This window comes from Advenella sp., from assembly GCF_052108595.1.
Lineage (GTDB): Bacteria > Pseudomonadota > Gammaproteobacteria > Burkholderiales > Burkholderiaceae_B > Advenella.
On the sequence record NZ_JBQEAU010000053.1, the window covers coordinates 1 to 19,950 of the forward strand.

The 19,950-nt window shown below is 57.2% G+C and carries 15 protein-coding genes and 1 pseudogene; 3 read left to right on the top strand and 13 right to left on the bottom strand.

All coding sequences use genetic code 11. From position 1 onward, the window contains the following. A pseudogene (locus tag ACTIKR_RS11010) lies at positions 1-98 on the top strand ((S)-ureidoglycine aminohydrolase); the annotation flags it as partial. A gap of 191 nt (positions 99-289) precedes the next feature. Here ACTIKR_RS11010 and ACTIKR_RS11015 read toward each other — a convergent pair. The 12 genes from ACTIKR_RS11015 to ACTIKR_RS11070 form a co-directional block, all read right to left on the bottom strand. Beyond that, positions 290-1,222, bottom strand: coding sequence for a delta(1)-pyrroline-2-carboxylate reductase family protein (locus ACTIKR_RS11015; protein WP_442327857.1), 933 nt, complete (start codon positions 1,220-1,222; stop codon positions 290-292). After that, the gene (locus tag ACTIKR_RS11020) at positions 1,215-1,814 is read right to left on the bottom strand and encodes a helix-turn-helix domain-containing protein (protein ID WP_193087834.1); all 600 of its coding nucleotides are present in this window, start codon (positions 1,812-1,814) and stop codon (positions 1,215-1,217) included. The genes ACTIKR_RS11015 and ACTIKR_RS11020 overlap by 8 nt, the downstream gene beginning before the upstream one ends. Continuing rightward, positions 1,815-2,534 (bottom strand): ABC transporter ATP-binding protein, encoded by a 720-nt coding sequence (locus tag ACTIKR_RS11025; protein ID WP_193087835.1) that lies wholly within the window; start codon positions 2,532-2,534, stop codon positions 1,815-1,817. It abuts the gene before it with no gap. Between the two features lie 2 nt (positions 2,535-2,536). Beyond that, entirely contained in the window at positions 2,537-3,361 is an 825-nt protein-coding gene (locus ACTIKR_RS11030; protein ID WP_193087836.1) for an ABC transporter ATP-binding protein, read from the bottom strand. Further along, a complete protein-coding gene (gene livM, locus ACTIKR_RS11035) occupies positions 3,361-4,848 on the bottom strand; it encodes a high-affinity branched-chain amino acid ABC transporter permease LivM (RefSeq protein ID WP_442327858.1) in 1,488 nt (495 codons plus the stop codon). The genes ACTIKR_RS11030 and livM overlap by 1 nt, the downstream gene beginning before the upstream one ends. Beyond that, the gene (locus ACTIKR_RS11040) at positions 4,848-5,765 is read right to left on the bottom strand and encodes an ABC transporter permease subunit (RefSeq protein ID WP_193087837.1); all 918 of its coding nucleotides are present in this window, start codon (positions 5,763-5,765) and stop codon (positions 4,848-4,850) included. Before ACTIKR_RS11040 ends, livM begins: the two co-directional genes overlap by 1 nt. 130 nt (positions 5,766-5,895) lie before the next feature. Further along, positions 5,896-7,023 (bottom strand): branched-chain amino acid ABC transporter substrate-binding protein, encoded by a 1,128-nt coding sequence (locus tag ACTIKR_RS11045; RefSeq protein WP_193087838.1) that lies wholly within the window; start codon positions 7,021-7,023, stop codon positions 5,896-5,898. Positions 7,024-7,117: 94 nt separating this feature from the next. After that, complete coding sequence (locus tag ACTIKR_RS11050) at positions 7,118-8,296, bottom strand: NAD(P)/FAD-dependent oxidoreductase (protein ID WP_193087839.1); 1,179 nt, start codon at positions 8,294-8,296, stop codon at positions 7,118-7,120. A 228-nt stretch (positions 8,297-8,524) separates the two neighbouring features. Beyond that, positions 8,525-9,427 carry a transglutaminase family protein gene (locus tag ACTIKR_RS11055; protein ID WP_442327859.1) on the bottom strand — a complete coding sequence of 301 codons (903 nt, stop codon included), beginning with the start codon at positions 9,425-9,427 and terminating at the stop codon, positions 8,525-8,527. After that, positions 9,427-12,015: a circularly permuted type 2 ATP-grasp protein gene (locus ACTIKR_RS11060; RefSeq protein WP_442327860.1), complete on the bottom strand. Its 2,589-nt coding sequence runs from the start codon at positions 12,013-12,015 to the stop codon at positions 9,427-9,429. Before ACTIKR_RS11060 ends, ACTIKR_RS11055 begins: the two co-directional genes overlap by 1 nt. 207 nt (positions 12,016-12,222) lie before the next feature. Beyond that, positions 12,223-13,170, bottom strand: coding sequence for an alpha-E domain-containing protein (locus ACTIKR_RS11065; RefSeq protein WP_193087842.1), 948 nt, complete (start codon positions 13,168-13,170; stop codon positions 12,223-12,225). A 103-nt stretch (positions 13,171-13,273) separates the two neighbouring features. Beyond that, on the bottom strand, positions 13,274-14,707 hold the full coding sequence (locus ACTIKR_RS11070) for a circularly permuted type 2 ATP-grasp protein (RefSeq protein ID WP_193087843.1): 1,434 nt from the start codon (positions 14,705-14,707) through the stop codon (positions 13,274-13,276). A 557-nt stretch (positions 14,708-15,264) separates the two neighbouring features. Between ACTIKR_RS11070 and amaB the strand changes: the two genes are divergently transcribed. Both amaB and ACTIKR_RS11080 read left to right on the top strand, forming a co-directional pair. Next, positions 15,265-16,770, top strand: a complete 1,506-nt coding sequence (amaB, locus tag ACTIKR_RS11075; protein ID WP_442327861.1) for an L-piperidine-6-carboxylate dehydrogenase — start codon at positions 15,265-15,267, stop codon at positions 16,768-16,770. Positions 16,771-16,990: 220 nt separating this feature from the next. Further along, a complete protein-coding gene (locus ACTIKR_RS11080; RefSeq protein WP_442327862.1) occupies positions 16,991-18,202 on the top strand; it encodes an aminotransferase-like domain-containing protein in 1,212 nt (403 codons plus the stop codon). 47 nt (positions 18,203-18,249) lie between these two features. Here the strand turns inward: ACTIKR_RS11080 and rmuC are convergent, their stop codons facing one another. After that, positions 18,250-19,944 (bottom strand): DNA recombination protein RmuC, encoded by a 1,695-nt coding sequence (rmuC, locus tag ACTIKR_RS11085; protein WP_442327863.1) that lies wholly within the window; start codon positions 19,942-19,944, stop codon positions 18,250-18,252. Positions 19,945-19,950: the final 6 nt, after the last annotated feature.

The following is a 19,950-nucleotide window of genomic DNA, read 5'->3' on the forward strand; positions in this document are numbered from 1 at the left end:
CCCAGGCCTGCTACGCTGGCGGGCCCGACAAGTTCCGCTACCTGCTGTACAAGGATGTGAATCGGCATATGAACCTGACACTGGGCGCGCCGCGGTAAGCGACGGCCCCGTCTGTTTCAAGGAGGTAGTCATCCTAGCTGGCGGGGCGGGGCATGGTCCGGCAATCGGGCCAGACCGTGCATGGCCGATTTCATCGTCGAATACCGCTTGATGTATAAGCTAAAAGGCGACTGATATTGCTGTGGCCAACGCTGCCAAGTTCGGCCGATCGCCCAGCCAGGGAATACGCCTAAAGCCCTGCTGCGGCCCTTGCGCAACGCGCTGCCGCCAGATCCCAGGCGGCGCAGCCTACGGTCTTGAACATGATGGGGTGGGAATAGTCGACCCCGCTTTCAATGGCTTGCGCCAGGGTGGACACCTCGTTCCAGTCCTTTTTCGCCTGAATGTAGTCGCCGGCCTCATGCTGGGCCCCGACCAGGTCGTCGACATAGCACACGCTGTTCATCACCGTTTCCGACGCCACTTCTACCATGTGCGAGCGAAAGGCGCCCACACCGATAATCAGGCGCCCGGCCAGCGGTGGCGCATGATAAACCGGCTCAACGGCGGTGGTCAGCGTAATGACCGCGTCAAACTGTTCCGGCAACTGGTTCAGATCCGTCACTTGCAGCCGGATGCCCAGACCGGCGTGGCGTTCGCAAAAGGCCTGCGCTTTTGCCCAGGATTGCGCGCGTGCGGCAATATGCACCGCGGCTTCAGGATACAGCTCGGCAATGGCCTGCACGTGCCCATCGGCCTGGCTGCCTGCACCAATGATCACAATGGTGCGCGGTTCGTGTTCCAGAAAAAGCTGCAGGCCGGCCATGGAGAGTGCAGCAGTACGCCTTGCTGTTACGGTGGGACCGTCCAGAACGAACAGCGGGACGCCGGTCGCGCTATCGAGCACCGATACCATGCCCTGTATGGTCGGACGATTTTGCGAGGGATTGTCGGGCAGCAGGGAAATCAGTTTATGCGCACAAATGTCCTGGGCGGTGCAAGGCATGGACAACAGCACGCCGTCTTTGCTGCCTGGCACCGTCAGCACCTGGCGGTCGGGACTGTGGATCTGGCCCGCGGCATATTGCAAGGCCGCATCCAGAATATGCTGGCGCAATGGCCCGAAAGCGATCAACTGGCGCGTTTCTTCGGCACTGAACACGCGTGGCGCCGGACTACTCATTTGCTTCTCCTGATTCTGCCTCGGGGCGCTGGGTTGCCATCCAGAGCACTTGTGCATCTTCCTGGCTGACGCTGATGCAGCGGTGCCCCATGCGGCTGTCAATATAAAAACTGTCGCCCGGCCCCAGCGTTGCCTCGGAATAAAATTCCGTATGCAATTGGATCTGTCCACTGATCACATAAACGAATTCTTCGCCTTCATGGCGATTCCAATCACTGAATGCGCTCAGGTCCCTGGCCGTAATACGTGTCAGAAATGGCATCATCCGCTTGTGCGAGAGCTGCGAGCACAGCAGTAAGTGTTCATAATACCGCGTCTTGTGCACCTTGCCCTGTCCACAGCGGTCTACCACGCAACGACCCGCCCCCATCGGCTCGCGTGCTGGCGTAAACAGCTCGGAGACATCCAGCGACAGACCGATGGCCAGCTTCTGCAATACATCGTAAGTCGGTGACATCAGCCCGTTCTCTATTTTCGAGAGCGTCGAGGCCGCAATGCCACAGGCCCGGCCCGCCTGCTCCAGGGTCAGATCATTGGCCTGGCGTACGGCACGCAGGCGCTGCATCAGCGGGGTTTCCTCGCGGGCAGCCATCTAATGGCTTCCCAGATAAGCGTCGCGCACTTCCGGATTGGCCAGCAGTTCTGCGCCGGTACCCGTCATCCTGATCTCGCCGGTCACCATAACATAAGCGCGATCGGCCAGCTTGAGCGCGTGGTTGGCATTTTGCTCAACCAGGAAAATGGTTTTCCCGCTTTTGCCCAGTTCCCGGAGCACCGAAAAAATCTGGCGCACGATCAGCGGCGCCAGCCCCAGGCTGGGCTCGTCCAGCAAAATCATGTCAGGCCGGCTCATGAGCGCACGGGCGATGGCCAGCATCTGCTGCTCGCCGCCCGACAAGGTCCCGGCACGCTGATTGCGCCGCTCTTTCAGGCGCGGAAACAAATCAAACATATGCTGCCGGTCTTCGTCCAGATGCGCGTCGCCAATAGGCAGGGTCCCGATCATGATGTTCTCTTCCACGGTCATTTTCGGGAAGATGCGCCGGCCTTCGGGCACCTGGGCAATGCCCTGGGTGGCAATCTTGTGCGGCGGCAGACGCAACAGGTTATTGCCTTTGTACAGGATTTGGCCGGTGCGCGCCCGGGGCGTGCCGAAAATGGTCATGAGCAGGGTGCTTTTGCCGGCGCCGTTGGCGCCAATCAGCGTTACGATTTCACCCGGATTGATATGCAGGGACACGTTTTTGAGTGCCTGAATCTGCCCGTAGTAGGAGCTCACATCCTTGATCTCAAGAATTGGGGTGTCTGCCATGCTTAGTCCTCCACTTCGGTGCCCAGATAGGCAGCGATCACCACGTCGGAATTGCGAATGTGTTCCGGGGTGCCGGCGTCGATCACCTTGCCCTGATCCATCACAATGATGTGCTCGGAAATCTCCATGACCAGGCCCATGTCGTGCTCGATCAGCAGAACGGTCACGCCATGCTCGTTGCGCAGTTTGCGAATGAGCGCCGAAAGCTCCCGGGTTTCACGCGGATTCAGGCCGGCGGCCGGTTCATCCAGACAGATGATTGCGGGATCGGTACACATGGCGCGCGCGATTTCCAGGCGGCGCTGCCTGCCATAGGACAGTTCGCCGGCCAGCCGGTTGGCGTCTTCGGACAGATTGACGATCTCGAGCCATTCAAAGGCGCGGGCCAGCGTGGCTTCTTCCCTGTCGGAAAAATCGGAGGTGACCAGCAGCCCGGAAAACAGATTCCGGTTCTGCTTGCGATGCTGCGCCACCAACAGGTTTTCCAGCACCGTCATATCCTTGAATAGACGGATATTCTGGAACGTGCGGGCGATACCGGCCCGGGCAACCAGATATGAACCACCGGTGATTTTGCGGCGCAGCAGTTCGCCGATTTCCACTTGCCCCTCGGGCTGGGTCAGGTAGACATGTCCAGCCGAGACAGTATAAAAGCCGGTAATGCAGTTAAAGACCGTCGTTTTGCCCGCGCCGTTGGGGCCGATCAGCGCCGTAATCGACCCCCTGAGCACGTCGAAACTAACATCATTGTTGGCAATGATGCCGCCGAATCGACGCGTCAGGTGCTGAACCGACAGTATGGCGTCCTCTTTGACGTCCTGAGCCATTATGCCACCTCGCTTTTTCTGAATACGGAACGTTTCGGTCGCAGCAAGCCGTTAGGCCGCCAGATCATCATCAGAATCATGAGCAGACCGAAAAGCAGCACGCGATAACCGGCAAATTCGCGCAGGAACTCAGGCAACAGCGTGAGCGTAAAGGCGGCAATGATCACACCGATGGACGACCCCATGCCGCCCAGGACCACGATGGACAGAATCAGCACCGATTCGAAAAAGTTGAACGATTGCGGGCTGATAAAACCCTGCGCCGTGGCAAAAAATACGCCGGCCAGGCCGCCGATCATTGCACCCAGCATGAAAGCAGATAGCTTGACCGTCACGTGGTTGATGCCCAGCGAACGGCAGGCAATTTCGTCTTCCCGCAAGGCTTCCCAGGATCGCCCGATGGGCATCACGCGCAACTGGGTAAAAAAGCGTAGCGCAATCATGCTGATCACAAACAACAGCAGATAGACAAAGAGATAACGGTAATCACTGCTGTATGGCAAGCCGAAAAAATCGTGAAACGACACCGCGTCACCGCGGGCCCGACGCACGAATTCCAGATTGAAAATGGTCGGATCTGGAACCGATGCGCCATTGGGGCCGCCGGTAAAACTGATCCAGTTGACCAGGACCAGGCGGATAATTTCGCCAAAGCCCAGCGTCACAATGGCCAGATAATCCCCATGCATCTTGAGCACCGGGAACCCCAGCAACCCACCGCATAGCGCCGCCAGCAATGGCGCGAGAAACAGTGCAGACCAGAAACCGATACCCAGATACTCGGCGCCCAACGCCAGAAAATAGGCTCCGACCGCATAGAACGCCACAAAGCCCAGGTCAAGCAGGCCGGCCAGCCCCACCACGATATTCAAACCCAGCCCCAGCAATACGTACACCATGGCCAGGGTCAGGTTGTTGATCCAGCTTTTGCCGAACCACCCGAAGTAGAAGAACAACAACGGCAGCAGTAACCCCACCAGGAACAACACCGGCAACGCGCCCTTCCAGGGATGCGTCTTGCCGCGACGCTTGGGGATACGCACACCCATGGCAATCATGACAAACAGCACGACCAGCACCAGGGCAATCCCGGCCCCCCGGTAGATGACGCCAGACAGGCCCAGCGCCAGAAACACCGCCATCAGGCCGCCCCCCCAGAGCAGTACGCGTCTTAAGCGCTTGCCGCCGTCGGCATATTCGTCTTCCACCTCGACGCCGTGTTCGGTCCTGATGAAGTTCTGGATGAAATTCTGCCCGGTCTGCGTCTGCGCGCCCACCGATACGAAAAAGCGCACGAACGCAACAATCAGGCCGATAGCCAATCCATTCAGAAAGAACGGGCTGCGGAACCAGTCCAGCGTGAATGAGTACTGCTTGAGAACGAAATTGGTAATCGGACTGAATACCAGCATGGTCAAGATGCCGGCAACCACAGCGTCGCGCAATGAATGGCCAAAATCGATGGTTGAGGTTTGCGTGGTACTCATTACACTTTCTCCACGGCAGGCCGGCCCAGCAGGCCACTCGGTTTGAAGATCAGCACCAGCACCAGCACACTGAAGGAAAACACATCCTTGTAGTCGCTACTCACAAAGCCGGCGAACAACGATTCGAGCACACCCAGGATCAGGCCGCCCAGCATGGCGCCGGGCAACGAGCCAATCCCGCCCAGCACGGCCGCGCTGAACGCCTTGATGCCCAGAATAAAGCCGATATGAAAATCGAAGGAGCCATAGTTGAACGTGACCAGTTCGCCGGCCACCGCCGCCATCACGGAACCAATTACAAATACAGTTGAAATAATCCTGGTAGTGTTGATGCCCAGGATGGTCGCCATCTTGCGATCCTGCTCAACTGCCCGGCATTGCCTGCCCAAGCTGGTTTTCTGGATCACCCAGGTAAGGACCATCATGGCAATGAAGCTGACAACCACAATCAACAGATCAATATAGCGAATCTGGAAGAAGCCGTCATCAGATCCGATGGTAAAGCCGCCCTGAATAACCGAGGGCACGCCCTGTACGTAGGGCCCCTGGCTGACCTGCACATAGTTTTGCAACAACAGGGAAACACCAATCGCCGTAATCAGCGGCGCCAGGCGGTTGGTGGTGCGTAGCGGTCGGTACACGGTGCGTTCAATATACCAGCCATACAGCCCGGTAATAAACATGGTGACCATCAGGGTAAGCAGCAAGGAAAGCGCCAGCGAATCTATGCCAAGAAATGTGAATACGGCAAATGCAATTGCAGTGATATAGGCGCTGATCATGTAGATTTCGCCGTGGGCGAAGTTGATCATGCCGATAATGCCATAAACCATGGTGTAGCCAATTGCAATCAAGCCGTAAATAGCGCCCAGCGTGACGCCATTTACCAATTGCTGGCCCAGAATATACCAATCCATGATTGTACCTTTTCAGGGTGAAGACAAAGGTCTGGTGTTTTGCGAAAAAAACAGCCGTCGCTTCTTGGAAGTATTGATGGTGCAAATGCAGACGGCGCATGGTGATGTCATGCGCCGTCCCGTTCAGACCTTACTGTTTGTACTCTACGTACTTGCCGTCTTTGTTCCAGACGTACAGAACGAAGTCATTGGATTTGAGGTCACCCTTGTCATCCCAGCCCTTGTTCCCTGTTACCGTAGGAACCGGGTTGGCCTTGAGCCAGTCGGCCAGTTTGGTGCCGTCCGTCTCGTCCTTGTTGGCTGTCAGCGCCGCTGCGACAGCCTGTACTGCAGCATAGGAATACAGCGTAAAGCCCTCGGCATCGCTGCCCGATTTTTTCAGTGCGTCAACGACGCCTTTGGAAGCCGGGTCATTACGTGGGTCTTTCAGAAAGCTCATATACACGCCTTCTGCATTCTGTATACCGCCTGCAGCGGTCACGAAGGCGGGATCGGCAATGCCATCATCGGAAATGAATGGTATTTTCAGACCCTGTTGACGCATCTGCTTGACCAGCACACCAGCCTCGGCATACAGACCGCCGAAGAACACGGCATCCACGTTTGCGCCCTTGATTTTGGTGACCAGCGCATTGTAGTCACGCTCACCGCGAGTCACGCCGTCTTCAAGCACCACTTCGATACCCAGCTTCTTGGCAGCATCGCGCGTAGCATTGGCCAGACCGACACCGTAGGTGTCTTTGTCATTGATGATCGCAACGCGTTCGACCTTGAGCACATTCTTCATGAATTGCGCATCAACTTCACCCTGCTGATCGTCGCGTCCGCAAGTGCGCAGAATCGTTGACAGGTCACGCTCTGTCACCTTGGGATTGGTGGAGGCCGGGGTAATGTTCAGAATATTGGCTTCATCATAAATTTCGGATGCGGGGATGGTGCTGGAAGAGCAGAAATGTCCGATCACGGCCGTGACTTTTTCCTGATCGACCAGGCGGTTGGCGGCGGCTACCGCCTGCTTGGGATCACATGCGTCATCAACAGTAACCAGCTTGAGCTGCTTGCCGTTAACCCCGCCATTGGCGTTAATGGCCTCAATGGCTGCCTGTGCACCTGTCTGCAACTGCTTGCCAAAAGCCGCACTGCCCCCTGTCATGGGCGCGCCCAGGCCGATTTTGATTTCATCTGCGGCCAGCGCCGGCGTCCCGAAGGCAGCGGTAAGCGCTGATGCCAGAAAAACTCTCTTCAACATTTTATTCATGCTTTTCTCCTGATCGACGAGCATGGGTCCTGCACAAGGCAAAACCAATTATGGATATGCGACAGGCACACGCCGGCCACACGACTTACCACCACTACCACACATTCTGCTCCACGATGGGCTGATTGTTCAAAACACGTTCCCAGCTCATGCGTGAGAGGTCAAGACTGCGATACTTTCCAAATTCGATAAGTTCGGCCAACCCGCGACCAACAGCGGGTGATTGTTGCATACCATGTCCGCTGAAACCATTAGCGTAAACCATATTTTCTACAGCGGGGTGGTACCCCAGAATCACATTCTGGTCGAACGTGTTGTAGTCGTAATGGCCCGCCCATGCATGTTCGCAGCGCAGGGCCTCGAAGGCCGGAACACGCGCGGCCAGAATTGGCCACAGCAGCTCGTCGAACAGTTCATGCTGAACGTCATAGTCAAAGCACTCGGGATCCTGCTCCTGGGGTGGTTGTATGCCCCCAATAAAGCCTTGGCCCTCGGGATGAAAATAGGCGCCGCTGGGATCAATCACCATAGGGCAGTCAGCAATTTTTTCAGGGCAGGTAAAATAGAAAACGCTGCGCTTGCGCGACTCTTGTGGTAGCACCACGCCGACCTGTGCCGACAGTGCCGCCGCCCCTGTCCCTGCCGCATTGACCAGCGTGTTGCAGGCAATATGCCTGCCGCTTTTGAGGGTCACGCCCGTCACGGTCCTGCCGGTTTTATTGATCGCAACAACCTCATCTTCAAGGTAGGTTACACCCTGGGCGATCGCCTTGCGACGGAAGGCGCGCATCATGCCATAGGCGTCCAGCCAGCCTTCGCCCGTCACGCCATAGGAGCCAAGCGCCAGGTCGTCCACGTTCAGCCACGGCCACGTCGCCTGCAGTTCCGCAGGCGTTTTCAAAACGATATCGGCCCCCAGGCTGCGCTGCAGCGCATTGTTTTCACGCATGACCGTCTCGCCCCCCGGGGTTGAGAGAAACAGGTAGCCTTTTTCCTGGAAGCCCACGTCCGGACGCTCGCCATCGACGGCAAGTATGTCGCCAAAATGACGCAGGAACTCGGTACCAAATTGTGAGAGCTGAATATTTTCCGGCGTTGAAAACTGGTGCCGGATCGAAGCGGCAGACAAGGCTGTTGCGCATTTTTGATAACTGGCATCTTTTTCGATCACCAGGATTGAACCGTCGAAGGAGGCCGATGCGCTCAGGAAATAGGCCAGCGAACTGCCCGTGGCTGCACCACCAACGATCACGACATCATATTGACTATTCACACCGAATTTTCCGAGAAGGAGTTAAGACATATATCTAAATTCTCATAAGAAAAAAAATTCGTCAATAATTTTTTTTAAGTTTAAACGTAAATTTTTAACATGTATTTTTTACTGTTATAAATCAATCACTTACGCAGTTTAAAAATCGACTCGCTCCTATGGAAAACCCTTACTAAAAAATAATTCCAACAGGAAATTTGGCATTATCACAACTGAAATAGAAGCAATTTAACGCGGCAATTCGCTTTCCGGCATGACCGTGACAGAGGTTTTCAGACTATGCGCACTGCTTCCGTACATCATGCCCCGAATTGGTGAGACATCGGAAAAATCGCGGCCCCAACACAGGGTGATATGCTCCTGGTCAGGAAACACATTATTGGTCGGATCCGAATCGACCCAGCCATGGCCAGGAATATAAACGGACACCCAGGCATGCGAAGCATCGGCGCCGACTAACCTGGGCTGGCCTGCCGGCGGATGGGTCAGCAGATAGCCGCTGACATAGCGCGCCGCCAGGCCGATGGCGCGCAGACAGGAAATCATGAAGTGCGCAAAGTCCTGGCATACGCCACGGCGCTTCTGGAATACCTCGAGCACGGGGGTGGAGATGGTGGTGGCCTGCGGGTCAAAGACAAATTCCTTGAAGATACGCGCTTGCAGCGCCTCCACCGCGGCCAGCACCGGCATGCCGGGACGGATGGCCTGTCGCGCCCACTGGGCAATGGTGGGCAGCAGCCGAATGTGATTCGATTCAAAGCGAAACTGGGTGGCTTCAAAATCATAGGGCAGATACGTCTTGCCCGACATATAGCGCAAATGATTGACGACCTCTTCCCAGGGCGGCGTGGTCTCGCTGTCTGGCAGCCGGCGGTGGGTCAGGCTGACCACGGAATGCGCGCGCACCGCCAGCCTGTTGTGATCGCCCATCAGGGTGAAATACTGCAGCGGATTGCCAAAGCAGTCCAGCAGAAAATCGATCTTGTCCGGACACGGATCGATATGGATGGTGTGGGACTCGGGTCCCTGCCAGGACAAAATGCGCGGAGAAAGACGCAGTATCTGCCGCGACTGGGTCACTGGCGAGTGGTAATTATATTCCGTGTCATGTTGAATGTGATACGTCACCATTACAGGAACTCCTTGTTGACCGTCTCAAGGCCGGTATCGCTCGAGATCGTTTCGGTCACAAGAAAATACTGATGATTAATGCTGTTGGCGTAAATGGACAGCCCGTAAGAAATATCAGCGCACACTCTGGCAAGTTGCTCGTAAATCTGCCCGGCTGCGGGTGTTCCTACGGCAAACCGCGCCAGATCAACCGCGTCCAGATCGCCCAGCGCCTTTTGCAGGATTTGCCTGCTTTGCGCTTCCTGAACATTGAATGCGGCGCTGTTATCCAGCAGGCTCTGGCACAGATAGCGCAGTGAATAAGGGTTGCTGCGGTCGAACACCAGCAGATACAACACTGCCAGCATCTCTTCTTCGCGATGGTAGCGGGCGCGATAGGTCACGATACTGTAGGCAATTTCCAGCAGCGACTCGAGCATAATGGTTTTGTCATGCTCGCTCTGCTTGAGAAAAAATCCCAGCGTGTCGCTCATGCGGCCAAGCTTTTCGATCAGGCGGCCAAGCAGCAGAAAACTCCAGCCCTCGTCACGCGTCATCTGTTCATGCGTAAAACCCGAGAGGATTGAGCAACTGGCGAACAGTTCCTGCATGCGCTGCTGCACCACGGTCAGGTCCAGCTTGGCGGTGCCCAGATAGGTGGGCATGTAGTTGACCACCCACCATACATCCAGCGACAGCCTTTCCCGTATGTTGAACGCACACTGATGCAGATAGTTCACATTGTTGGTCAGCGCACCGCTTAGCGATGAAGGCGCCAGAGACGCGCCCAGCTGATGACGAATAAAATTAATATCATAGGTGTCATCGGCACCGATGGCTTCTGCCGACGGCACAGGCAACACATGCAGATGCGTGCCCAGTTTATACAGCAGCGTGATGAGCGTTTCCTTCTCGGTCACGCGTTCGGTCAGGTTGCGGGTAATGGTGCGCAGCAGCAGTACCGAAAGCTCGGCGCGGATGCCATAGCGCCCCATCCAGAACAGGTTCTCGCCGATGCGCGCCGGCGTGGTCGTATGTGCCGCCAGCAATTGTTCGAGCGTCAGCGGCTTTGCTTCAAAGGCGTCCGACACACTGCGCACCCGGGCGCGGGCCGGCGGTATGGTAACCACTGTCGGCACAGCAGGACGGGCCATTCGACAGACCCATAGATCCTTGTTGATCTGCCGATTGCGCGAAGACAGTACCGGCGTATTGCTTTTGTCTTCGACTCGTACCACACCGCCAGGCATGACCTGATAGGAACCATCATGAGCCAGGGTAGCAAAAACCCGCATGGTAAAGCGGCGCATCTGCAACTGCCGCGATTCAAAATCAATTTCCGGAATGCGGGCCAGCGGCATCACCTCGTGCGCCACCAGCGAACGCGGGCTCGTTTCCAGCCGCTGCAACAGCGCTTCGCGCTGCGCCTGATTCAAATCAGGCACGTATTGCGGACTGGCGCGCATCGATGAAAAACTGGATTTGAACATCAGCGAATCAAATCGTGTACGGGCATAATCCAGATTGGCCTCGTTACCGCACCACCAGCTGCGGATCGAATCCATCAGCAAGGGTTCGCCGCGCAGATGCTGGCAAATGCCAGGCAAAAATTCCAGCATGCCCGCAGATTCGAGCACGCCCGACCCCAATGCGTTGCACACCGTCACATTGCCTTTGCGAATGGCCTGCAACAAACCCGGAATACCCGGATAGTCGCTGCCATACAGCTCCATCGGATCGCATTCGTTGTCTTCCAGACGGCGCAAGACCACATGCACCCGCTGCAGGCCTCGCAGCGTCTTGAGGTATAGCAGATCATTGCGTACGGTCAGGTCCAGGCTTTCGGTAATCGGCACGCCCATTTGCCGGGCCAGGAAAACATGCTCGAAATACGCGGGATGTTTGGGACCGGGCGAGAGCAGCACCGTGACCACGTTGCCGTCTTCGACCGACATGCTCGACAGCAGGGTCTGGCGCAAAGCGCGGAAATAATCGGTTTGCGGATGAACCCGCAACTGGTTGAACAGCGCCGGCAGTGCCGTACTCATGATCTGGCGGTTCTGCAGGGCATAGCCCGCGCCCAGCGGCCCCTGGGTCCGATCCTTTAACACCCGCCACTGCCCTTTCTCGTCGCGGGCAATATCGACTGCGTACATATGAAGGTGATTTTCGTGCGTATCCAGGGTATTGATGCAAGGCCATAGAAAACCCCGCTGGCCGAAGATGAGCGAGGGCGGAACCAGGCCCCGCCGAATCAGATGTTGCGGGCCATAAATATCGCGCAGCGTGTCGTTGATCACCGCTGCGCGCTGGGCCACCGCAAGCTCAATGAAGTCCCATTCCTGGGCAGAAATCACATATGGAATAACGCTGAGCGATTCCCAGGGTTCAATGCTGCCGTCTTCGCTGTAGGCATTGTAGATGCTGCCGCGGTTCTGGATATTTTCGGAGATATACGCCAGAAAGCCCTTGAGATCATCGGGAGCAAGGTTTCTGAGCGCCGACAGCACATAATCCCACTCCGGCGCCAGGCCTCCGGCCTGGTCACGCAGCTCGGAAAACGCTCCATCCGGGGAAGGACTCAGTAATTGATCAAGGGAAAAGTCCATGCAACCATTGATGATGACTTTACAATGAGTCATTGTACGCAATTTCGACCAGACGCCTACCCATTGTTTCGACTAATCGGCGACAACGATGCACATGCGCCACACCCCTTAGCGGCTGCAGCGCAGGCGGACACAGCTACAACCAGTTACGCCTTGATGCGCTGCTGCACCTGCTGGTTCGCGTCAGGCTGCTGTTGGTCGATAATGCTATTGAACCGGCTGCCACAGAAAATCATCGTTGATGCCCTGGCCGATCGCATCCATCTTCTCCAGGTACCGGGTCAGCCAGTCATGCAGGCCTTCCTTGAAAATTTCATCGATCGTGGTATAGCGCAGGTCCGCATCCAGCCGCCCTGCCAGGCGCAGCGTTTCATCGGATTTGGCATTGCGCACTTTTTGCAAATGGGCCAGCAGCTCGCACGAGGAATGAGCCAGTGAATGCGGCATATCCGGGTGCAAAACAATCAGTTCGATCACCCGTTTGGAGTCTACGGTTTCGCGAAACACATGGCGATAGATTTCCAGGCCAGAGAGCGAGCGCAGCACAGCGGTCCAGTGATACAGCTGGGTGACCAACTTGCGCTTGTCGTCGGCCGCATTTTCCAGATAGTAGCGGATTTCCAGCATGCGTGCGGTGTTGTCGGCGCGCTCCAGATAGGTGCCCAGGCGCATGAAATTGTACGTTTCGTTGCGCAGCATGGTGCCTTCCTGCGCGCCCAACGTCTGCAGGGAACGGGTCTTGATCCATTCGAAGAACCGCGTCGGGTTGCTGGCCAGCATCGGCGTCTTGAGCAGGCGGTTCATTTCCAGCCAGGTAAAGTTGATGGTTTCCCATACTTCGGACGTCACGGTGCCGCGTATCGCGCGCACATTTTCTCGCGCCAGCCGGATGCATGAGGCGATGGACGAGGTGTAATTCTTGCTGTTGACCACAAATTCAATCACCCGATCAGCACTGATGGCGCCGCATTCGGCCTCATACTGCTCCAGCGTTTCCAGCGTCGCCAGCACACTGCGCCAGCTATAGTCCGAATGATCCTCGTCATTGGTCATGAGGGTCGTCTGGTAACAGACCTCCAGCAGACGCACGGTATTTTCTGCCCGCTCCAGGTAACGGGACATCCAGTAAATATGATCGGCGGTACGACTTAACATGATTCTTCCTTATTTTCATACGACGATACTGCTGTCTGCTGCCGGTGCAATAGCGCACTCATACAGACGACATTGCCCCGCTACGCGCGTCCGGCTGGCGACCCTAGCCGCGCCGGTTGATGACCCAGGTATCTTTTGTGCCGCCCCCCTGCGACGAATTGACCACCAGCGACCCTTCCTTCAGTGCCACGCGGGTCAATCCGCCTGCGGCCATGCGGATCGTCTTTCCAGACAGCACGAACGGCCGCAGATCCACGTGACGCGGGGCAATACCGGCCTCTACGAACGTCTGGCAGGTGGACAACGCCAGCGTGGGCTGGGCAATATACTTGGCCGGATCCTTTTTGATCAGTTGCTCGAACATGGCCAGCTCATCTCGCGTGGCGGCCGGCCCAACCATCATGCCGTAACCGCCGGCGCCATGCGTCTCCTTAACCACCAGTTCCTTCAGATGGGCAAGTACATAGGCCTTGTCCTCTTCATTACGGCACGCATAGGTGGGCACGTTGTTCAGCAGCGGTTTTTCACCCAGATAGAAGCGGATCATTTCCGTGACATACGGGTAGACCGATTTGTCATCGGCGATGCCGGTGCCGATGGCATTGCACAGCGTCAGGTTGCCCGCTTTGTAGGCCCGCATGAGCCCTGGCACGCCCAGTGCCGAATCCTTGCGAAACACCTCGGGATCAAGAAAATCATCGTCCAGGCGGCGATACATCACATCGACACGCTGCGGCCCCTGCGTGGTTCTCATGTAAACATAATCGTCCTTGACAAACAGGTCTTTGCCCTCGACCAGCTCCACGCCCATTTGCTGCGCCAGAAACGTATGTTCGAAGTACGCCGAGTTATACATACCGGGCGTGAGCACCGCAATGGTGGGCTTGTCGATGCGCTCTGGCGCCGACTCGATCAGGGTTTCAAGCAACAGATCAGGGTAATGCGCTATCGGTGTGACCTTGATTTTGCTGAAAAGATCAGGAAACAGCCGCATCATCATCTTGCGATTCTCCAGCATGTAGCTCACGCCGGACGGCACCCGCAGATTGTCCTCGAGCACATACAGCTCCCCCTTGCCTGCGCGTACGATATCAATACCCGCAATATGCGCATACGTGCGATGCGGCACGTCCAGTCCGACCATTTCCGGCCGGTATTGTGTGTTATTGATGATCAGGTCGGCAGGGATGAGCCCGGCGCGAATCATGTCCTTGTCGTGATAGACATCATGCAGGAACATATTCAAGGCCCTGGTGCGCTGCTCGACGCCGCGCTGCAGGGCATTCCACTCCCTCAGCGGGAAGACGCGGGGAATGATGTCAAACGGAATGGTCCGCTCCGTGCCATCACCATCGCCCGATACGGAGAAGGTGATTCCCACCTGCTGAAACAGCGCCTCAGCTTCTTCTCGCTTGTTCAGCAACAAATCCGTTTCCTGTCGGTCCAGCCACTTGAGGTATTCTTCGTAGTGCTTTCGGGGAACCGGCTTCTTTTTCGCCTCTTCCAGCCATATCTCATTATAAAACTTGGGAGCCATAAACCGTTTCCTTTGTTAACTGATTGCGCAGGGTTGCCAAGCAAGACTGATGCCACTTTCGGGCTGCAGCAAGCGGCTGCGCCAGGGCAGTATTCGGTCACGACGAACAGGGAAAGTACGAATGGGACGACACCTCCGTTAGTGGTAAATTTCCTTTAAGAAATTTTTTGACTTTAAGAAAGGATGGAAGTACGCTACACAATTGAATGAGCATTGCCTGTGCTGCATGCACCCGGTTAGGCCAGCATCACTGCCAGCAATTGAAGTGTGATAGCTCCTCCCGTTCAAAGCTGTGGTCAATGCATGAGTTAAAGCGCTGATTAAAGCTCGGATTGAAGCATTTTTGAAGCTCTGGCCAACGTTTGGTTAAACAGTATTGGTTGCAAATTTCATTCGCAGTTATTTTTTGTGTTAACAATAGCATATAAGACAGAATCATCGTCAAGCTGCACTGCTTAGGGTTGGTTGGCAATTATTGACAATTCAGGTTATGTCGCCTGTGTGCCTGTTGTTACCGTCATATATTCCGGTTCTGCCGGTAAACAAGGAAACCGAAAATGGATTCAGTCAAGGAATTATTCAGCGTGCTGGGCATCGCCCAGGAATCGGTCACCGGCGGTTCGCTGCCGGTCCACTCACCGGTTGATGGCGCACGCATCGCCGATGTCAGGGAACACACAGCACAGCAAACGAACCAGGCGATTGACCAGGCCGCCGCCGCCCAGAAGGCATGGCGCAATGTTACCGCACCGCGCCGTGGAGAGCTGATCCGGCTGCTGGGTGAAGAGCTACGTGAACATAAGGCAGCCCTGGGGCGCCTGGTGTCCGTCGAAGCCGGCAAGATCACCGCCGAAGGCGAAGGCGAAGTGCAGGAAATGATCGACATTTGCGATTTCGCGGTCGGGCTCTCGCGCCAGTTGTATGGCTTGACCATCGCCTCGGAGCGCCCCGGTCACCGCATGATGGAAACCTGGCACCCGGTGGGCGTGGTCGGCGTGATCACCGCCTTCAATTTCCCGGTGGCCGTGTGGTCATGGAATACCGCTCTGGCGCTTGTATGCGGCAACGCGGTCATCTGGAAGCCCTCGGAGAAAACCCCCCTCACGGCACTGGCAACCCAGGCGCTGTTTGAGCGCGCCCTCAAGCGCTTTGGCGATGCGCCGGCTCATCTGGCCCAGGTGGTCATAGGTCAGCGCGATGTGGGCCAGGTGCTGGTAGACAGTCCCAAGGTTGCCCTGGTATCGGCCACCGGCTCGACCCGCATGGGTCGCGAAGTCGGGCCGCGTGTGGCAGCCCGTTTCGGCCGCAGCCTGCTGGAGCTGGGCGGCAACAATGCCATTATTGTCAGCCAGTCGGCCGACCTGGATCTGGCGGTGCGCGGCATTCTTTTTGGGGCTATCGGCACCTGCGGCCAGCGTTGCACGTCCACCCGCCGCATCATTGCGCATCGCGATGTGGTGCAGGAGCTGACCACCCGCCTGAAAAAAGCCTATGCATCGGCCACGATCGGCAGCCCGCTGGAAGCCGGCACGCTGGTCGGACCGCTGATTGATAAAGCCGCCTTCGAGGCCATGCAAAACGCGCTGGGCCAGGCCGCCGAACAGGGCGGCACCGTGACAGGAGGCGAACGCGCACTGCAAGAGCGCTTCCCCAATGCATTCTATGTCCGGCCGGCGCTTGTGGAAATGCCCGGTCAGACAGACGTAGTGCGTCACGAAACGTTCGCGCCGATTCTGTACATCATGAGCTATGACACGTTCGAAGAGGCCATCGAGATGCAGAATGACGTGCCACAGGGCCTGTCTTCTGCCGTCTTCACCACAGACCTGCGCGAGGCAGAGCAGTTCATGTCTGCCTCGGGTTCCGATTGCGGTATTGCAAACGTGAATATCGGAACCTCGGGTGCAGAAATCGGCGGCGCCTTCGGCGGTGAAAAAGAAACCGGCGGCGGCCGCGAATCGGGCTCTGACGCCTGGAAAGCCTATATGCGTCGCGCTACCAATACCGTGAACTATTCACGCGAACTGCCGCTGGCACAGGGTATCCGCTTTGGCGAAGACTGAGCCCCAGCGCATAATATTGCAAATGTGAACTGCACCTCTGGAATTCGGGCTTGAAATCCAATGTCCGGCGGTGCAGTTTTTTTATGACATATGCAATGGATATCCTTCCTGGACGGCCTTGCCGCTGTTGTGTTGTTGTCTTGCTAGCGCTCTTTTTGCTGTTGTCGTTGCAACTGGCTGCTGAACCTGTCTGACCGTTACGTTTTCCGCGAGCAATTTTATGGCATTTACCTTTCGCTTTGCCGAACCCTTTGCACAGGTCAAGGGCTCGCCCATTCGTGAACTATTCCGCTACCTGTCGCAGCCGGGCATGATTTCCTTTGCGGGCGGCTACCCGGCACCCGAGCTGTTCGACGTGGCGGGTCTGCAGACCTCGCTGCTTGCGCTGGCCCACAATCCGGGTACAACGCTGTCCTATGGCGCCACCGAAGGCTGGCCCGCACTGCGCGAATCCTTTGCACGCCTGACTACTTCACGCGCAATACCTACCGAGGCCGAGCAACTGATTGTCACCAGCGGCTCCCAACAAGGTTTCGATCTGCTGTTGCGCGCCTTCATCCAGCCCGGCGATACGGTGCTCGTGGAACGCCCTACTTATCCTGCGGCCCTGCAGGGATTGCGGCTGGCCGGCGCGCGCATAGTCACGGTTGGCAGCGGCACCCAGGGGCCCAATCTGCAGGAGCTGGCCGCCGTTTTGAAGCAGCACCAGCCCAAACTGCTTTACCTGGTGCCCACCTTTGCGAATCCGACAGGCGCCACTATTGATCTGCAGAGCAGGCGCCGCTTGCTGGATCTGCTTGCCGGCACGTCCTGTGTCTTGATTGAAGACGATCCCTATGGCCAGTTGCGTTTTGGCGGAACACCGGTACCAACGCTTGCCCAGCTGGCTCACGATACGGCCGTGGCCGACCAGGTCGTGTATTTGTCCAGCCTGTCAAAAACCATCGCCCCGGGCCTGCGTCTGGGCTGGATGCGGGCGCATGCTGATATTCTGCGCAGGTGTGTCCTGGCCAAGCAAGTTGGTGACTTGTGCTCGGCGCCCTATTTACAGGCAGTGGCGGCCCATTATCTGGATTCGGGCTGTTATGAGACTCATCTGCCGAAAATTGCCGCCTCCTACGGCGAACGCGCCCGCCTCATGATTGCGTCGCTGCGGCAGCACTTTGGCGAAAGTCTGACCCTGCTTGAGCCCGAAGGCGGCATGTTCCTTTGGGCGCGCCTGCAAGACGGCCTGGATGCCGCCTCGCTGCTGCCGCTGGCCATACAGGAGAACGTGATGTTTGTTCCCGGCAGCGCTTTTTATGCAGCACAGCCCGATCCACAGGCCTTCAGGCTTAGTTTTACCATGAGTACGCCGGAGCAAATTGTTCAGGGGTGCGAACGCCTGTTTCGCGCCGCGCAGCGACTTGCGCAGGGCGAAACAGCTGGTTAGCAGGGGAGGCGGCGGCTGGGTCTGGCCGTGGCTTTGCAGGCCCGCATTCAAGACCTTGAGGCTGCCTGATCAGCCTGATCGCCCGTAGCCGGATCGGCCAGGTCTGAGCGCGCCGGTGTCGCAATCTTGTCTTTGCTGTCATTACCGTCCGGGCTCGGCCCGGCATCGCTACCTGCAGCGAGGGCGTCCTGCAACGGTGCCGGATGCCGATCCAGGTTAGCGTCGTGATCGCCTGCCGGCGTTGCCGGCGGCATCCCGGACAGTCGATGTACATCGACCTCGGTGGTGATCGGCTGCAATGCCGGGATGCTTTTGCTTGCCTTGGCAGACAGGCTCTGGAAACGATCTACCTTGCCGGTCAGCCCTTGATTGCCGGCGAAAATGCGCACGACGGCATTGTAATGCGTGCTCAGCGTGCCGATGGTGCCGCCCAGTTTGCCCAGGTGCTCGGCGACCCGCGCCACCTGATTGTACACATCGCTGGCCCGCTCGCCGATAGCCAGCGCCTGCTCATTGCTGTCGGCCATCATCCACAAATACGACACGGTGCGCAAAATCGGCATCAACGTCGTATGCGATACCAGAATGACGCCGCGCTCATATCCATATTGAAAAATATTCTGGGCATGCCGCAGGGCCTCGATATAGGCGCTTTCTATCGGCATGAACATCAGGACAAAGCCCGGGCTTTTCATGCCGGCCAGCGCGGTATAGTCCTTGGCCGCAAGCTGGTCAATGTGTGCGCGCACCGCCCGCAGATGCGCGTCCAGAAACGCCTGTCGCGCCGCTTCTTCGGTGGCATTCACGGCCTGTTCGTAGGACACCAGAGACACCTTGCTATCGAGCACGATTTTCTTGCCATCAGGCAAAAAGACGATGAAATCCGGGTAATTGGCGCGGCCGTTCTCGCTGCGAAACAGCACCTGCGTATCAAAATGGGCGCCCTTGTGCAGCCCGGCCGCTTCCAGCGCACTTTCCAGCTGCATTTCTCCCCAGTTACCCAGGGCCTTTTTATCGCCCTTGAGCGCACGCGCCAGCGCCTGCGCGTCATGGGTCATTTTCATGCCCATGTCCATCAGCTGGCCAATCTGCGAGCGCAGCATGCTGTGCCCCTGCAGCGATTGATCGTGCACCTCGTTGACCCGCGTCTGAAAACGGTCGATCTGTTCTCGCAGAGGCTGTAGCAGCCCTTCAATAGACTGGCGGCTGTTGCGCGAGAAGGTTTGTTCCTTTTCCTCGAAGATGCGGCTCGCCAGATTGCGGAACTCGGTGCCCAATTGCTCGCGGGATGCGTCAAACTGTTCCCGCATGGCCTCCAGACTCTGCGCCTTGTAGGCATAGTCGGCCTGCAGGGAAATATGCTGCTTTTCAAGGGTATTGCGCGCCGTCTCCAGCTCACGCATTTGCGCTTCGAACTGCGCCAAGCGTTCGCTGTGCCGCTCGTTCTGCTGGCGGGCATGGGTCACATCGCTGTGCGCGGCCGCCAGTTGGGCGGCGAGCTCATCCTTTTGCGTATCCAGCTCTCGATATTGCATCTGCAATTGTTCATAGCGCTGCTGCTCCTGCCCGTGCAGCCTGTCCCGCTCGGCCAGCAAATCCTCCAGGCCCGCGGCCCGCGCCCGGGCAGTGGCAAGCCGATAGTTCATGAACAGAGCGCACAAGAGCACGCCCGCCACGGCGCCAGCTGCCACCAGCATCCACAGAAGGGGCAAGGCCTGCAGGGCGGCGACCACTTCATTCATGCGCGC

What these genes read in the sequence shown, in the direction of transcription:
- ACTIKR_RS11015 (WP_442327857.1), bottom strand. Translation starts at nt 1,222, where the DNA reads ATGAGTAGTCCGGCGCCACGCGTGTTCAGTGCCGAAGAAACGCGCCAG.
- ACTIKR_RS11020 (WP_193087834.1), bottom strand. Translation starts at nt 1,814, where the DNA reads ATGGCTGCCCGCGAGGAAACCCCGCTGATGCAGCGCCTGCGTGCCGTA.
- ACTIKR_RS11025 (WP_193087835.1), bottom strand. Translation starts at nt 2,534, where the DNA reads ATGGCAGACACCCCAATTCTTGAGATCAAGGATGTGAGCTCCTACTAC.
- ACTIKR_RS11030 (WP_193087836.1), bottom strand. Translation starts at nt 3,361, where the DNA reads ATGGCTCAGGACGTCAAAGAGGACGCCATACTGTCGGTTCAGCACCTG.
- livM (WP_442327858.1), bottom strand. Translation starts at nt 4,848, where the DNA reads ATGAGTACCACGCAAACCTCAACCATCGATTTTGGCCATTCATTGCGC.
- ACTIKR_RS11040 (WP_193087837.1), bottom strand. Translation starts at nt 5,765, where the DNA reads ATGGATTGGTATATTCTGGGCCAGCAATTGGTAAATGGCGTCACGCTG.
- ACTIKR_RS11045 (WP_193087838.1), bottom strand. Translation starts at nt 7,023, where the DNA reads ATGAATAAAATGTTGAAGAGAGTTTTTCTGGCATCAGCGCTTACCGCT.
- ACTIKR_RS11055 (WP_442327859.1), bottom strand. Translation starts at nt 9,427, where the DNA reads ATGGTGACGTATCACATTCAACATGACACGGAATATAATTACCACTCG.
- ACTIKR_RS11060 (WP_442327860.1), bottom strand. Translation starts at nt 12,015, where the DNA reads ATGGACTTTTCCCTTGATCAATTACTGAGTCCTTCCCCGGATGGAGCG.
- ACTIKR_RS11065 (WP_193087842.1), bottom strand. Translation starts at nt 13,170, where the DNA reads ATGTTAAGTCGTACCGCCGATCATATTTACTGGATGTCCCGTTACCTG.
- ACTIKR_RS11070 (WP_193087843.1), bottom strand. Translation starts at nt 14,707, where the DNA reads ATGGCTCCCAAGTTTTATAATGAGATATGGCTGGAAGAGGCGAAAAAG.
- amaB (WP_442327861.1), top strand. Translation starts at nt 15,265, where the DNA reads ATGGATTCAGTCAAGGAATTATTCAGCGTGCTGGGCATCGCCCAGGAA.
- ACTIKR_RS11080 (WP_442327862.1), top strand. Translation starts at nt 16,991, where the DNA reads ATGGCATTTACCTTTCGCTTTGCCGAACCCTTTGCACAGGTCAAGGGC.
- rmuC (WP_442327863.1), bottom strand. Translation starts at nt 19,944, where the DNA reads ATGAATGAAGTGGTCGCCGCCCTGCAGGCCTTGCCCCTTCTGTGGATG.